This window comes from Luteimonas sp. S4-F44, from assembly GCF_022637415.1.
Classification (GTDB): Bacteria; Pseudomonadota; Gammaproteobacteria; order Xanthomonadales; family Xanthomonadaceae; genus Luteimonas.
The window spans coordinates 415,806-431,404 of the sequence record NZ_CP093340.1; the positions used below are offsets into that span (position 1 = coordinate 415,806).

General features: G+C 70.8%; 12 protein-coding genes and 1 pseudogene. 1 reads left to right on the forward strand and 12 read right to left on the reverse strand.

The features are described 5' to 3' along the window. Positions 1-29: 29 nt before the first annotated feature. From leuC to MNO14_RS01935, 8 genes are all read right to left on the reverse strand, one after another. Positions 30-1,457, reverse strand: a complete 1,428-nt coding sequence (gene leuC, locus MNO14_RS01900) for a 3-isopropylmalate dehydratase large subunit (RefSeq protein ID WP_241945127.1) — start codon at positions 1,455-1,457, stop codon at positions 30-32. 22 nt (positions 1,458-1,479) lie between these two features. Then, entirely contained in the window at positions 1,480-3,039 is a 1,560-nt protein-coding gene (locus MNO14_RS01905; protein ID WP_241945128.1) for a 2-isopropylmalate synthase, read from the reverse strand. Continuing rightward, the gene (locus MNO14_RS01910) at positions 3,036-4,193 is read right to left on the reverse strand and encodes a threonine dehydratase (protein ID WP_241945129.1); all 1,158 of its coding nucleotides are present in this window, start codon (positions 4,191-4,193) and stop codon (positions 3,036-3,038) included. The genes MNO14_RS01905 and MNO14_RS01910 overlap by 4 nt, the downstream gene beginning before the upstream one ends. Before the next feature lie 2 nt (positions 4,194-4,195). Beyond that, positions 4,196-5,122: an aminotransferase class IV gene (locus MNO14_RS01915; RefSeq protein ID WP_241945130.1), complete on the reverse strand. Its 927-nt coding sequence runs from the start codon at positions 5,120-5,122 to the stop codon at positions 4,196-4,198. After that, positions 5,113-5,349 (reverse strand): ACT domain-containing protein, encoded by a 237-nt coding sequence (locus tag MNO14_RS01920; protein WP_241945131.1) that lies wholly within the window; start codon positions 5,347-5,349, stop codon positions 5,113-5,115. The genes MNO14_RS01915 and MNO14_RS01920 overlap by 10 nt, the downstream gene beginning before the upstream one ends. Next, entirely contained in the window at positions 5,333-7,108 is a 1,776-nt protein-coding gene (ilvG, locus tag MNO14_RS01925; protein WP_241945132.1) for an acetolactate synthase 2 catalytic subunit, read from the reverse strand. Before ilvG ends, MNO14_RS01920 begins: the two co-directional genes overlap by 17 nt. Then, positions 7,108-8,151: a ketol-acid reductoisomerase gene (gene ilvC, locus MNO14_RS01930; RefSeq protein ID WP_241945133.1), complete on the reverse strand. Its 1,044-nt coding sequence runs from the start codon at positions 8,149-8,151 to the stop codon at positions 7,108-7,110. Before ilvC ends, ilvG begins: the two co-directional genes overlap by 1 nt. Positions 8,152-8,688: 537 nt before the next feature. Next, a complete protein-coding gene (locus tag MNO14_RS01935) occupies positions 8,689-9,777 on the reverse strand; it encodes a DNA topoisomerase IB (RefSeq protein WP_241945134.1) in 1,089 nt (362 codons plus the stop codon). A 114-nt stretch (positions 9,778-9,891) separates the two neighbouring features. On the opposite strand from MNO14_RS01935, the gene MNO14_RS01940 reads away from it, so the two are divergent. Next, positions 9,892-10,260: a BON domain-containing protein gene (locus MNO14_RS01940; RefSeq protein WP_241945135.1), complete on the forward strand. Its 369-nt coding sequence runs from the start codon at positions 9,892-9,894 to the stop codon at positions 10,258-10,260. A gap of 115 nt (positions 10,261-10,375) precedes the next feature. Here the strand turns inward: MNO14_RS01940 and thrC are convergent, their stop codons facing one another. From thrC to MNO14_RS01960, 4 genes and pseudogenes are all read right to left on the reverse strand, one after another. Then, positions 10,376-11,665, reverse strand: a complete 1,290-nt coding sequence (thrC, locus tag MNO14_RS01945; protein ID WP_241945136.1) for a threonine synthase — start codon at positions 11,663-11,665, stop codon at positions 10,376-10,378. Between the two features lie 10 nt (positions 11,666-11,675). Further along, on the reverse strand, positions 11,676-12,671 hold the full coding sequence (locus tag MNO14_RS01950) for a homoserine kinase (protein ID WP_241945137.1): 996 nt from the start codon (positions 12,669-12,671) through the stop codon (positions 11,676-11,678). 185 nt (positions 12,672-12,856) lie between these two features. Further along, a pseudogene (thrA, locus tag MNO14_RS01955) lies at positions 12,857-15,343 on the reverse strand (bifunctional aspartate kinase/homoserine dehydrogenase I); the annotation flags it as partial. 89 nt (positions 15,344-15,432) lie between these two features. Then, complete coding sequence (locus tag MNO14_RS01960; protein WP_241945138.1) at positions 15,433-15,585, reverse strand: hypothetical protein; 153 nt, start codon at positions 15,583-15,585, stop codon at positions 15,433-15,435. Positions 15,586-15,599: the final 14 nt, after the last annotated feature.

Below are 15,599 nucleotides of genomic sequence, written 5' to 3' on the forward strand. Positions count from 1 at the left end.
GGGAGCGGCAGGGGATCGCGACGCGTGCATCAGGCCACCGCCCGGCGGTCGTCGAACAGTTCGCGCGGATCGGCGACGACACCGCGCACGGCCGCCCAGGCGGCGGTGGTCGGCGAGGCCAGCAGCGTGCGCGCGCCGGGCCCCTGACGGCCTTCGAAATTCCGGTTGCTGGTGCTCACTGCAAGTTGTCCGGGCGCGACCAGGTCGCCGTTCATCGCGATGCACATCGAGCAGCCGGGCTCGCGCCATTCGGCGCCGGCCGCGCGCACGACCGCATCGATGCCTTCGGCCTCGGCCTCGCGCTTGACGATCTCCGAGCCGGGCACCACGAGCATGCGCACGCCGGCGGCGATGCGGCGGCCCTGCAGCACCTGGGCGACCTCGCGCATGTCGCGCAGCCGGCCGTTGGTGCACGAGCCAACGAACACCACGTCGACCGGCATGCCAGCCAGCGGACGGCCAGCGGCGACGCGCATGTAGTCCTGGCCCTTGCGCTCGGCGGCATCGCTCGCCTCGGGCACCGGCACATCAACGCCGATCGCGGTGCCCGGGTGCGTGCCCCAAGTCAGTGTCGGGCGGATGTCGGCCGCGTCGATGTGCACTTCGACATCGAACACCGCGCCCGGGTCGCTGCGCAGCGTGCGCCAGAACGCGACCGCGGCGTCGAAGTCTGCGCCCTTGGGGCCGCGCGGCGTGCGCGCGATCCAGTCGAACGTGGTGTCGTCGGGCGCGACCATGCCGGCGCGCGCGCCGGCCTCGATCGACATGTTGCACAACGTCATGCGCTGCTCCATGTCCATCGCCTCGATCGTCGAGCCGCGATACTCGATGACATGGCCGGTGCCGCCGTTGACGCCGATCACCCCGATTGCGTGCAGAGTCACGTCCTTGGCGCCGACGCCTGGTGCGAGTGCGCCCTCGACGTTGATCGCCATCGTCTTGGGCCGCCGCTGCAGCAGGCACTGCGTGGCCAGCACGTTGCCGACTTCGCTGGTGCCGATGCCGAAGGCGAGCGCGCCGAACGCGCCGTGGGTCGAGGTGTGGCTGTCGCCGCAGACGATGGTCATGCCGGGCTGGGTGAAGCCCTGCTCGGGCGCGATCACGTGGACGATGCCGCGCTGGTCGGAGGCCATGTCGAACAGTTCGATGCCGAACTGCGTGCAGTTGGCGGCGAGCGTCTCGACCTGTTTCTCTGCGGCCGCGTTGGCGTAGGGCAGCCGACCATCGGGCCCTGCCGGTAGCGTCGGCGTGGAGTGGTCCATGGTCGCTTTGGTGCGGTCGGGCCGGCGCGGCGACAGCCCGCGCGCGCGCAGCTCGGTGAAGGCCTGCGGCGAGGTGACCTCGTGGATCAGATGCAGGTCGATGTAGAGCACCGCGGGCGCGGCGTCGGTCTCGGGGATCACGACGTGCGCGTCCCACAGCTTGTCGAACAGGGTCTTGGGCGAACTGGCGGTCATTGCGGGCTCTGGAGAATGGCGGTCAGGCATGGACGGCGTGCGGCTTGGTGGCGGCGCCGGCAGCGGCGGTCGCGCTGCGACCGCGCAGGATGCGGTTGGCGACGTCCAGCCAGGCCAGCGCGCTGGCCTCGATGATGTCGCGGCTGGTGCCGCTGCCATCGAAGATGGCATCGCCGTGGCGCACGCTGACGCTGGCCTCGCCGCGGGCGTCGCGGCCGGTGCCGACACTGTGCACCTGGTAGCTCTCCAGCGACAGGTCCACGCCGGTCGCCGTTGCCAGCGCCGCGAACAAGGCGTCCACCGGCCCGTCGCCCAGCGCACTTTCGCTGACCTTGTTGCCGTTCGGATCCGACAGTTCGATCACCGCGCTCGCACGCTGGCCGCGATCGCTGATCGTCATCGACGCCAGGCGCCAGCCCTGGCCGTGCACATCGCCATGCATCAGCGCTTCCAGATCGTCGTCCTCGACCACGCGCTGGCGCTCGCACAATGCCTTGAACTCGGCGAATACCTGGTCGAGCTGCGCATCCTCGACCGTGTAGCCCAGCGCGCGCAGCCGATGGCCGACCGCGGCGCGACCGCTGTGCCGGCCCAGTACCAGTTTGGAATCGGGCCAGCCGACGTCCGAGGGGTTCATGATCTCGTAGGTGCCGCGGTGGCGCAGCATGCCGTGCTGGTGGATGCCCGACTCGTGCGCGAACGCGTTCTCGCCGACGATCGCCTTGTTGCGCTGCACGCTCATGCCGGTCAGGCGGCGCAGCAGCTGCGAGGCCGGCACCAGGCGGCGGGTGTCGATGCCGGTGTCAATGTCGTAGAAGGCGTTGCGGACTTTCAGCGCCATCACCAGCTCTTCCAGCGCGGCATTGCCGGCGCGCTCGCCGATGCCGTTGATCGTGCACTCGACCTGGCGCGCGCCGCCCTCGATCGCGGCCAGCGAATTGGCGACTGCCAGGCCCAGGTCGTTGTGGCAGTGCGCGCTGAAGATCACGTCGCGGGCGCCGGGTACGGTGGCGATCAGTCGCTGGAACAGTGCCCGGCTTTCCTCGGGCGTCGCATAACCCAGCGTGTCGGGGACGTTGATCGTGCTGGCGCCGCTGGCGATCGCCGCGGCGATGACCTCGGCCAGGAAATCGTCTTCGGTGCGGGTGCCGTCCTCGGTCGAGAACTCGACATCGTCGACCAGCCGGCGCGCATGCGCGACGCTGGTTGCGGCCATGTCGAGCACCTGTTGCCGGCTCATGCGCAGCTTGTGCTCGCGGTGCAGCGGGCTGGTGGAGATGAAGACATGGATGCGCGGGTGCGCGGTGCCTTCGAGCGCGCGCGCCGAGGCCTCGATGTCGGCGGGCAGGCAGCGCGAGAGCACCGCCAGCGTGGGGGTGCGGACCTCGCGCGCGATCAGCCGTGCGGCCTCGCGGTCGGATTCGGAACTGGCGGGAAAACCGGTCTCGATGATGTCCACGCCCAGCTCGGCGAGCGCGCGGGCCATCACGACCTTCTGTTGCGGCGACATGCTGCAGCCCGGCGATTGTTCGCCGTCGCGCAGGGTGGTGTCGAAAATTCGAATGGTGTCGGAAGCGGTCATGCGGGAAGTTCCTCGGCAATACGGTGGGGCGTGCGGTCGGTCGGGGCTTTGATCGCGCGTCGAAGTCGCGGTTCGCCGCCTCCGGCCGGCGCTGTGGTGCCTAGGTCGTTGCGCCGCCGCGGCGTGGCGGCCGGTGCCGGGGGCGCCGCGGTGGTTGCGGTCGCGTCGACGATGCGCTGGCGGCGCCGGGGCTTGCGCGGTGGCCGCGGGCGGACCTCCGACAGTAGGCGCGCCAACACCCCGGCGTCGAGGTTGCCGCCCGAGACCACAGCGACCTTGCGGCGTCCGGCGACGCGACGTCCGGCGGCCAACGCCAGTGCGCCAGCCCCCTCGGCGATCACGTGTTCCTCCAGCGCCAAGCGGACCAGGGTTTCGCGCAGTTCTGCCTCGCGGACGATGACCATATCGTCGAGCAGTTCGGCAAGCAACGCCCGGGTCAGCTGGCCGGGGTCGGCCACGCGCACGCCGTCGGCCAGCGTGGTGACCGGCGAGAACGGGGCGTCTTCACCGCGCAGCACGCGCGCCATCGCGTCCACGCCCTCGACCTGGGCGCCGACAATGCGCACCCCTTGGCTCTTGAGCGCGAGCGCCACGCCGGCCGCGAGCCCACCGCCGCCGATCGGCACGATGACCACGTCCGGCACCAGAGCCGCGGCGATCTCCAGGCCCACGGTGCCCTGGCCGGCGATCACGTCGATATCGTCGAAGGCCGACAGCAGCCGGAAGCCGTTCTGTGCCGCCAGTTCACCGGCGAACGCCTTGGCCTCGTCGTAGGTGTCGCCGTGCAGGCGCACCGTGGCGCCCCAGTGCGCGACGCCGGCGATCTTGGTCTGCGGCGCGTTGCGGGGCATCACCGTGATCGCCGGGACACCGAGCCGGTACGCGGCCCAGGCCATGCCCTGGGCGTGGTTGCCGGCTGAGGCGGCGATCACCGTGCGGTCATCGCCGCGCTCGCGTGCGGCCAGCAGCGCGTTGAGCGCGCCGCGCACCTTGTACGAGCCGGTGCGCTGCAGGTTCTCCAGCTTCAGCCAACAGCCGAAGCGCTCGGCGTAGTGGATCGGTGTGGCGTCGAGATGGCGGCGCAGCCGCGCCTGCGCCGCCAGCACATCGCTGGCGGTGGCGCGGGGTGCACGACGTACATCAGGGTCGGGCATGCTCAAACCGCCGTCAGCCAGCCGCGGCCGGTCTCGGCCTGGCCGCGCACCACGCGGGCGTACAGATCGGCCAGCTCGCGGGTGACCGGATTGTCGCCATAGATCCGGTCCTCGATCGACTGCACCGGCGCGACCTCGGCAGCGGTGCCGCAGGCGAACACCTCGTCGGCATCCAACAGCTCGGCGACGGTGACCGCGCGCGACGGTGTGCCGGTCAGCGCGATCAGGGTGTCGCGGGTGATGCCGGGCAACGCGTCGCGGTGCGCGACCGCGGTCAGGCGGCCGTCCTTGACCAGGAACACGTTGGCGCCGGTGCACTCGACGACGAAGCCGTCGGCGTCGGTGAACAGCGCCTCGTCGAAACCGCGCGACTTGCTCTGCCGTTTGGCCAGGATCGAGTTGACGTAGGCGCCGCACAGCTTCAGCGGCGGCAGCGAATCGGCAGGATTGCGCCGCCAACTGCTGATGCCCAGCCGTGCGCGGGTGCCGGCCAGGTGGACGCGCGTCGCAGTGGTGGCGACCATCAGATGTTCGGTGTGGCCCTCGACATCGAGCCCGAAGCCGCCTTCGCCGAACCAGGCCAGCGGTCGGATGTAGGCATCGCGATGGCGGTTGGCGCGCAGCGTCGCCAGCACGGCCTCGGTCGCGAGCGCCGGGTCGAACGCCATGCCCAGCAGCGCCGCCCCTTCGCGCATGCGCGCCAGGTGCTCGGGCAGCCGGAACACGGCGGCGCCGTCGTCAGTGGCGTAGGCGCGGATGCCCTCGAAAACGCCGCTGCCGTAATGCATCGCGTGCGTGGTCAGGCCGGCCTGCAGTGCATCGACATCGTGCAGTGCGCCGTCGTACCAGACCTGGTCGCTGGGCGCGCGTGCGGTGTCTGCGACCGGTGCGACCGCAGCCGCGGCGTCGGCGGCGACATTCAACGACACGGCTGGACCTCCACCGACAGGCAGTCGTAGAGCTTGGCCAACTGGCCTTGCAGCGTGCTCGCGGCGCGTTCGCCCTCGACAGTCATGCGCAGGCGCCAGCGGTCATCGTCCTCGCCGGCGGCACCCTCGAATGTCAGTGGTCGGAAGCCGCGGCGCTCGGTGGTGCCCAGCACGCGCACCAGCGCACCTTCAGCGCGTCGCAGGGTCATCTCAAACTGGTAACGCATGGCGGCATTCCTCAGGGGCGGGGGAGGCGGGGTCGGTCAGGGCGGGGGCGCCGGTGGTTATTTCATCGGCATCGATGTCGGCATCGGCGTGGTCGAGCATCTGCGCATTGTTGTGGTTGGGCGGCACCAGCGGCCAGACGTTGGCGGCGGTGTCGATGGCGACATGCAGCAGCGTCGGGCCGGGCGCATCGAGCAGGGCCTGCAGCGCAGCCTCGACATCGTCGCTGCGGTCGACCGACAGCGCCTGGATGCCGAACGCGCGCGCGACCTGGGCGAAGTCGGGGTTGTCGGACAGGTCGATCTCCGAATAGCGGCGATCGAAGAACAACTCCTGCCATTGCCGCACCATGCCCAGCGCCTGGTTGTCGAGCAGCACGATCTTGACCGGCACCTGGTAGCGCTTGAGCGTGGCCAACTCTTGCACGTTCATCAGGAACGAGCCATCGCCACTGACGCAGACCACACGCCGCTTCGGGTCCTCGAGCTGGGCGCCGATTGCGGCCGGCAGGCCGAAACCCATCGCGCCCAGCGCGCCGCTGGTCAGGTGCTTGCGCGGATGATCGAAGCGCCAGTGCTGGGCCACCCACATCTGATGCTGGCCGACGTCGCAGGCCACCACGGCATCGGGCGCCAATTCGCTCAAGCGCTTGAGTAGCGCGGGGGCGTAGACCTTGTCGCCGGGGGCATCGTAGCGGGCGGCGAAGCGTTCGCGTCGTTCCGCGCACAACGCACGCCACTGCGCGCGCGCCGCAGCGAAGCGCCCGTGCGTGTGCGCCGCGCAAGGCGCGGCCAGCCGCGACAGGCTGGCCGCGACATCGCCGCACACCGCGACATCGGTCTGGCGCAGTTTGCCGATCTCGCAGCCGTCGCCGTCCAGGTGCACGATCCGCGCGTGCGGGGCGAACTCGGCCAGCTTGCCGGTGGCACGGTCGTCGAAGCGGGCGCCCACGACCAGCAGCAGGTCGGCCTCCTGCACCGCGAGGTTCGCCGCGCGCGTGCCGTGCATGCCGAGCATGCCCAGGTTCGCCGGGTGCGAGGGCGGCAGTGCACCGAGGCCGCGCAGCGTCAGCACGGTCGGGATTGCGGTCAGGTCGGCGAACTCGCGGAACGCCTCCAGCGCGTCGCCCAGCACGATGCCGCCGCCGCCGTAGACGACCGGACGCTGCGCTTGCGCCAGCAATGCCGCCGCCTCGTGTAGCGCGTGGTCGGCGCAGGCCGGCATCGTGTCAGCGCGCGAGGGCACGTACGCCCCGAGATGGGCGGCATCGCCGATCTGCACATCCTTGGGCATGTCGATCAGCACCGGCCCGGGGCGGCCGGAGCGGGCGAGCCGGAACGCTTCGGCGACCGCCCGTGGCAGTTCGTCGACACTGCGCACCAGGAAGCTGTGCTTGACGATCGGCAGCGTCATGCCGAACACGTCCAGCTCCTGGAACGCGTCGGTCCCCATCAGCGGGGTGGCGACCTGGCCGGTAATGATCACCATCGGCACCGAATCGAGCATCGCATCGGCGATGCCGGTGACCAGGTTCGAGGCGCCCGGGCCGGAGGTCGCCACACAGACGCCGACGCGCCCGCTGGCCCGCGCGAACCCGTTCGCGGCGAACGCCGCGCCCTGTTCGTGGCGGACCAGCACGTGCTTCAACGACGCGCCGTGCAGCGCATCGTAGAACGGCATGATCGCGCCGCCCGGATAGCCGAAGATCGTCTCGACTCCCTCGGCCTCCAGCGCCTGCACCAGCCAGCGGGCGCCATTCATCACGCGACTTCCGTGTGCGAGTCCCTCGCAGAAGCCCGCACATCCATGTGCGGACTTTCCACAGAGGGGGCCTGCGCGGCGTCGGCCTGCTCGCCCAGCCAGGTCATCTTTGCGCGCAGCTGGCGGCCGACCTGTTCGATCGGGTGATCGAAGTCGGCCTGCTTGAAGCGCTTGTAGTTCGGCAGCCCGGCCTCGTACTCGGCGACCCAGTTCTTGGCGAACGTGCCGTCCTGGATGTCGGCCAGCACCTCCTTCATGCGCGCCTTGACGCTGGCGTCGATCACGCGCGGGCCACTGACGTAGTCGCCGTACTGCGCGGTCTCGGAGATGAACTCGAGCATGCGGGTGATGCCGCCCTCGTAGAACAGATCGACGATCAGCTTGAGCTCGTGCAGCACCTCGTAGTACGCGATCTCGGGCTGGTAACCGGCTTCGACCAGCGTCTCGAAGCCGGCCTGCACCAGCGACGACGCACCGCCGCACAGCACCGCCTGCTCGCCGAACAGATCGGTCTCGGTCTCTTCCTTGAACGTGGTCTCGATCACGTTGGCGCGTGCGCCGCCCAGACCCGCGGCATACGCCAGCGCGGTGTCGCGGGCACGGCCGCTGCGATCCTGGTGCACGGCGTAGATGCACGGCACGCCGCGGCCGATCTCGTACTCGCGGCGCACCAGGGCGCCGGGGCCCTTGGGTGCGACCAGGACCACGTCCAGGTCCTCGCGCGGGGCGATCATGCCGTAATGCACGTTCAGGCCGTGCGCGAACAGTAGCGTCGCGCCCTGCTTCATATGCGGCGCCAGCACCTCGGCATAGAGCTGCTTCTGCACCATGTCCGGCGTCAGCACGGCGACCAGGTCGGCCTCGCGCACCGCATCGGCGGGTGCCTTGACGATGAAACCGTCGGCCTTGGCCTTGTGCTCGGTCGGCCCGCCGGGGCGCAGGCCGACGACGACGTCGAAGCCCGAGTCGCGCAGGTTCAGCGCGTGCGCGCGGCCTTGGCTGCCGTAGCCGACGATGGCGATGGAGGGGTGTGCATTGCTCATGGGCGATCGTGTCCGCTGGAAGAAAAGGAAGTGGGGGACGTCGGGATCGACGCCCGGATACGACGACGGCCGGAGGTCGAGGGCATCGCCCTGTTCCATCCGGCCGTCGCATGGGTCGTCGCCATCGCCGCATCAGTGCGTGCAGGTGTCCGACACGCCCGCGCCGCGCCGCGAGCGCCGGGGGCGGCGCTGCGAGCGGGGGTGAAGGCGGGCATCGTGTCGGACATCGGTTCGCTCTGGTGATTGGCAATGGGCAACAAAAAACCCCGCGCTTGTCGGCGCGGGGTTCGGTTCTTTCGACCTTGGTGTTCGCTTTTCTCTACACGAACCCCGTTCCCGCGCCTGTTTGGACGGTAATAAGAAGTACGGCGAGAAGGAGCGCGGTGGCCGCGGCGAACATGACGGTCCGGCCGTCACCGGTGGCGGTGCGGGCGGGGAGCTGCATGCGGGTGCTGCGCTGCGTCATGCGTCGAGAAAAGCATGCCCGGCGCGGGCTGTCAACAGTTGCGTCGACAACCAATCCCACCGCCAGCCAAATCAGCGCTTGCGCGCCGCGCGGTGGGCGCGCCGCAGCAGGCCGAGCGTCGCCTGCTCCCACTGCCGCGGGCCGCGGGCCTTGGCGGCGGCGCGCTGCAGGCTGCCGTCGCGCCATGCGGCGTAGAGCACCGGATCGATGTAGGCCTTGCGGCACACCGACACCGTGTTGCCGAGGGTCGCGGCGACGTCGGCGATGACCTGTTTCTCCTGCAGCGCCAGCGCCCGCTCGCTGGGCGGACCGCCCTTGCGTCCGGTGGGCAACGGCAGTGCGGCGAACCGGCGGAACGCCAGCGCGGTGCCGCCCCAGGTGCGGAAATCCTTGGCGGTGAACGACTCGCCCATCGCCTCGTGCAGGTAGTCGTTGACCATGCCCGAGTCGACGCCGCGGCACTCGCCCTCGTCGTCCATGTACTGGAACAGCGCTTGCCCCGGCAATTGCTGGCAGCGGCGTACCAGTCGGCACAGCCGGGCGTCGTCGATCGCGATATCGTGCGCCTGACCGCTCTTGCCGCGGAAGCGCAACCGCGCGCCGCCGGCCTTGGCCCGCTCGAAGTGCCGGTTGCGCAGCGTGGTCAGGCCGAACGAGCCGTTGCTGCGGGCGTAGCTGTCGTTGCCGACCCGGATCAAGGTCTGCGACAGCAGCGACACCACGATCGCCAGCACCTTCTCACGGGGCATGCCCGGGCGCGCCAGGTCGCGTTGCAACGCACGGCGCAGGCGCGGCAGTGCGTTGCCGAACGCGACGATCCGGTCGAATTTGCCAAGGCCGCGGGTGGTCGACCAGTCGGGGTGGTAGCGGTACTGCTTGCGACCGCGCGCGTCGCGACCGGTGGCTTGGAGATGGCCGTTGGCGTAGCGGCAGATCCACACATCGGTGTAGGCCGGCGGGATAGCCAATTGCCGGATCCGGGCGAGGACATCACGATCCCGCACCGCGGCGCCGTCAGGATCGCGGTAGCTGAACCCTTTGCCGGCGCGGCGGCGGCACAGACCGGGATCGCGGTCGCAGACCCAGCGCAGGCCGGCGGCCCGGGCCGCCTCCAGACTGGCTTGCGTGACAGGTGCGGCAGGGGGGGAGTGGCGATTCATGAGCGGCTGATAACAACGTGACGCGTTGCGCGTCGTGAACGCCGTCACCTTCACCCCCCCGGCACGGAGGCCTACGCAGACTCGCCGCACACCATAAGATTCGGAGGACACCCAATGAAGACGCTGCACAAGACCCTGATGGCCGGCGCGCTTGCGGGCGCGGTCGCATTCACCGGTTCGGCGCTCGCGCAGGATCACGATCGCAAGGATCGCACCACGGCCGCGCAGACCGATTCCCACCATCCCGTGTCCGATACCTGGATCACCACCAAGGTCAAGGCCGATCTGCTGGCATCGAGCGACGTGTCGGGCCTGGACATCAGTGTCGAGACCAGTAATGGCATCGTCAGCCTGTCGGGCGACGTCGAGTCGCAGGCGCAGATCGATCGCGCGACTGCGATCGCACGTGGAATTGAGGGCGTGAAAAGTGTGGACGCCAAGCAGCTGAAGGTTGCCACCGGCACTCGCACCTCGCGTCCCTGATCGACGCATCGCCTGATCCAAGGCCCCCGCCATCGGCGGGGGTTTTTCGTTTCGGCGTCTGCGCGATGTGCTCAGGCTAGATCTCGCGCAGCGCGCAGGGCGCGGTGATGCGCCGCTACCAAGCTTCGAGCGTCGCCGCGAGTGCGGCGTCGTCGGCCGGCAGCGGCGTGCCGTGCGCGCGGCGGGACAGGCAGTCGGCGAGCGCGGGCGGTAGCGGCACGGCCTGGCCGATCAGCGGTTCGACGATGGTCTCGAACTTCGCCGGATGCGCGGTCGCCACCACGGCCCAGTCGCGTGTATCGCCGGCCTCACGCAGTTGCTCGAGCACGGCCAACGCCGTTGCGGTATGCGGACAGGGCACGATGCCGTGTCGCGCTGGCGCTGCGGCGATGGTCCGGCGGATCGTGGCATCGTCCACGCTGTCGGCGGCGAAACCCGCGCGCAGCGCGGCGTCGTCGGGATGCCAGTGGCGCAGGCGCTCGAAGTTGCTTGGCGCACCGACGTCCATCGCATTGGCGAGCGTGGCCCGGGTCGGCTGCACCGCATAATCGGCGCCGGCGAAGAAGCGCGGCAGTGTGTCGTTGGCATTGCAGGCCAGGCGGATCTCGCCCAGTGGCGCACCCATCGCGCGTGCGAGCACCGCGGCGCAGGCATTGCCAAGGTTGCCGGTGGGCACGACGAGGTGCAGGGGGGCGCCGTGACGCGCATGGTGCGCGGCGGCGGCATGCACGTAGTACGCCGACTGCGGCAGCAGACGCCCGAGACTGATGCTGTTGGCCGAGCCCAGCGGCACGCGCGTTCGCAGCGCGACATTCGACAGCGCGTGCTTGGCCAGCCGTTGGCAGTCGTCGAAGCTGCCGTCGATGCGGAACGCGCGCACGTTGTCGCCCCAGCATTCCAGGCCGTGCGCCTGACGCGGGGACACGCGGCCCTCGGGATAGAGAATGGCGACACGAAAGCCCGGCCGCCGATGGAAAGCTGCGGCCACTGCGGCGCCGGTATCGCCCGAGGTGGCGACCACGATCGTGGTGTCGGGCGCGGCGGGCGAACGCAACGCGCCCAGCGCACCGGCCAGGAAACGCGCGGCGTAGTCCTTGAATGCGGCCGTCGGGCCATGGAACAGCTCGAGCACATGGTCGCCGGCGCCGTACAGCGGTCGCAGGGGCGCCTCGAAGGCGAACGCCTCGGCGCACAGTGCAGGCAACTGCGCCTCGAGTCGGGAGGTCGAGAACCAGGGCGCCAGGGTCGCGGCTGCGGTCTCGGCAAGCGTGGCACGCGGCACGTCCAGGTCGAGGACAGGAATCGACGCCGGCACATACAGGCCCCCGTCGGGCGCGAGGCCCGCCACGAGGGCATCGTCGATCGGCGTCGGCGGCACGCCGCCGCGGGTGCTCAGAAAATCCATGGTGGGCTCGTTACTGGGAGAAGGGCAGATGTGCGGCGCGCGCGCCGGACGTCTGTGATGCGGGAGTCGGCCCGAGCAGTGCGGCACGGGGGCCGGCCACCGGCCCGACATAGGCGCGGGCGTCGAAGCCGGCGTCGACGAACGCCTGGCGCATGGCCGGCGCCGCGGCCTCGGCGTCGATGCGCGAGGCGAACCAGGCGAACACGCTGGGCCCGCCGCCCGAAATGCTGGCGCCGAGTGCGGCGTGGTCCAGTGCGGCCGATTTGACCTGCGCGAACCCGGGAATCAGGCCGGCGCGGCGCGGCTCGACCAGCACGTCGTGCAGCCCGGCGCGGACCAGATCAAGATCGCCACGTTGCAGGCCGGTCAGAAACAGCGCCAGGTGCGCACCGTGCGCGACGATGTCGTGCAGCGGATAGGGCTCGGCAAGCACTTCACGCGAACGCCGCGTTTCCAGCACTTGATCGGGATGCACGACGACCGCGTGCAGCGTGGCCGGCACGTCGAGCGCGATCGCCCGGTCGGCGGTCGCCAGCGTCACCCCACCCAGCAACATTGGTGCGACATTGTCGCCGTGCCGGCTGCCGCTGGAGATCGCTTCGCCGTCGAGCGCGAACGGGTACAGCGCATCGCGCGGCAAGGGGGTGTCGAGCAGCGCGTTCGCGGCCACCAGCGCCGCCACGCACGACGCGGCCGAGCCGCCCAGCCCCGACCCCAGCGGGATGCCTTTCTCCAGCCGCAGCGCGAAGCCGTACGGCAGCGACAGCGCCTGGCGCAGCGACTGCAGCGCCAGGCCGGCGGTGTTGCGAGCCGTATCGAGCGGGATCGCCTCGATGCCCGCGACGTCGCCATCGACCGCCTCGATGACGACGGCCGGCGCGGTGATGCGGCGTACTCGGGCGATATCGCGGGGCCCGTGGATCGCGTGGCCGAGCAGATCGAAGCCGACGCCGATGTTGCCCACGCTCGCCGGCGCGAATGCGGCGACCCAGGGATGTTCGGGCATGGTGGAGCCTCCTGCTGCCGCGCGGGCGGCGGGGTTGGATCGGGAGATCGATCGCGCATCGACCGACGGGCGACTGGGCGCCGTCTGGGCCTGCGCCGTCATCCGCAAGTCGCCGATTCGACGGCGTGCGCGCTGCCGCCATCATGCCGCAGGAACGGCAGGCCGGCCTGCTTGCCGAGCGCATGGGCGATCGTCAGGACATCGGCGAACACGCCCGCGGCGGTCACCTCCGGGCCGGCGCCCGGCCCCTGGACGACCAGTGGGTTGTCGGCGTAGCGGGCGGTGCGGAACTGCACGAGATTGTCGGTCAGTCGGGTGTGGCAGCACGAGTGCTCGGCCGGCAGCGCGACCACGCCGACGCTGGCCAGGCCGTCGCCTTGCAGGCGCGCCAGGTGACGCAGTGTATGGCCATCGGCGTGCGCGGCATCGAGCCTGGCCTGCATCGGCGCATCCAGCTCGTGCAGACGCGCAAGAAACGCGTCCAGCGGCACCTCGCGCAGTGCCTCGGGCACCAGACTCTCGACCTCGACATCCTCAAGCGACAGCGTGCGGCCGGCCTCGCGCGCCAGGATCACCAGCTTGCGTGCGACATCCAGGCCCGACAGGTCATCGCGCGGGTCGGGCTCGGTGTAGCCCAGGGCGCGCGCTTCGCGCACCAGGTCGGAGAACGGCTGGCGGCCGTCGTAGCGGTTGAACAGCCAGGCCAGCGTGCCCGACAGCATGCCGTCGATGCCGTGCAGCGTGTCGCCGGTGTCGAGCAGGCCGCGCAGGGTCTGGATTACCGGCAGGCCGGCACCGACGGTGGCCTCGTACAGGAAGCGGCCGCCGCCTGCGCGCTGGGCCTCGCGGATCGCGGCGTAACGCGCCCACGCGCCGCTGCCGGCGTGCTTGTTCGGGGTGACCACGTGAATGCCGGCGGCCAGCCATTCGGGATACTTCGCCGCGACGGCATCACTGGCGCTGCAGTCGACGATCAACGCATTCGGCAGATGGCTGGCGCGCACGTGCGCGGCGAACGCATCGAGATCGCAGGCCTGTGCGGTGGCGTCGAGCATGGCGGCGGCGTGGGCGGGGTCGAACGGCGCGTCGTCGAGATGCATCCGCCGGCTGCTGGCGATCGCGCGCAGCCGCAGGTCCACGCCCGCGCGTTCGCGCAGCGCCGGCACCACATCGGCCAACTGTGCCAGCAATGCCCTGCCGACGTTGCCCGGTCCGATCACGCCGACCGAAACCGTCTGCGGCGACAGCCAGAAGGCCGCATGCGCGGCGCGCAACGCGCGGGTGGCGTCGACCTGGGCGATCGCCACCGAGATGTTGCGCTCGCCCGCGCCCTGCGCAATGGCGCGGATGTTGACGTGGGCCTGGGCGAGGCCGGCGAACAGTCGCGCGGCGACGCCCTGAGTGCCGACCATGCCGTCACCGACCGCCGCGAGCACGCAGAGGTCGCCGGTCACGGTCACGCCCTGGGCCTGCCCCTGGGCGATCGCGTCGGCGAATGCGGCGACGATCGCCGCGCGACCGCGCTCGACCTGGCCGGCCTGCACGACGCAGCAGATCGAATGCTCCGACGAGCCCTGCGAGATCATCGTCACCGATACGCCGGCCGCGTGCAGGGCGGCGAACATGCGCTCGGCGGTGCCGGGCACGCCGACCAGACCGTTGCCGACCAACTCGAGCACCGCCACGTCGCGCACCAGGCTCAGGCCCTTGACCGGCGAGGCGGCGGCCGCTGCGGCCGGCGCGATCGTGGTGCCCGCCGCGGACGGGTTGCGGCTGTTGCGGATGCGCACCGGAATGCCTCGGGCCTGCACCGGCGCCAGGGTCTGGGGGTGCAGCACGCTGGCCCCGAAGTACGCGAGTTCGCAGGCTTCGGCATAGGACATCGCCTGCAGGCAGACGGCGTCGGGGACCAGGCGCGGATCGGCCGAGAGCACACCGTCGACATCGGTCCAGATGGTCAGGGCCTGGGCGTCGAACAGATTGGCGAAGATCGCCGCCGAGTAGTCGCTGCCGTTGCGTCCGAGCGTGGTGTCGCGGCCATCGCCGTCGCGGGCGACGAAGCCGGTGATCACCACGTCGCGTGCGGCGTGGGCCAGCCGCCAGCTCGCCAGACGGGCGCGGCTCGCGTCCCAGTCGACCACCGCGCCCATTTCGCCCTGCTCGACCACCAGCACCTCGCGGGCGTCCAGGCGTTGCCAGCTCGGGCCGAGCGCGGCTTGTGCCAGTCGCGACGACAGCTGCTCGCCGCAGCCGTGGATGCGCGCCAGCCGCGCGTCGCGATCCGCGACGTCCGCATGCAGGCCCTGCACGTCATGGGCGAGGGCGGCGAACTCGTCTTCGAGCGCGGCGTGCAGCGGGCCGTCGGCCTCGTGTTCGAACGCATCCGCGGTCGCCAGGTGGCGCTGGCGCAGGGTGTCCCAGGCCGGTTTCCAGTCCTCGAGCGCGAGTGCGGCATCGGCCAGCGCGACCAGGGCATTGGTGGTGCCGGCCATCGCGGAGACGACGACCGGCCGCACCCGCGCGTCGGCCGGCACCAAGGAGGCCAGTGCCGCGATGCACCCCGCGTCGGCCAGGCTGGTGCCGCCGAACTTGTGGACATGGCAGCTGAGCGCCGGCGGCGCGTCGGCAACGGGGGCGACGGAATGGGGGAGGGGCGCGACGGCGGACGACATGGAGAGCTCCTGGAAAAGGGGCTCCGCATCACGGTCGGGCGGGACGTGGCGTCCGCATCCCGGGAGGGGATGCGGAGCGGGCGGTCAGGTCAACTGGCGGCGCGCGTCCACATCCCGGTCCCGGTGGTACCGGTGCCGGTAATGCCGACGATCGTCGTGATGGTCGCTGCCGCCGCGCGCGTGCCTGCGGCCGCGCGGGTGGCGGTCGTCGGCAGGGCGGCGGTGTTGGTGCGATGCATCATGCCCGCAGCACACC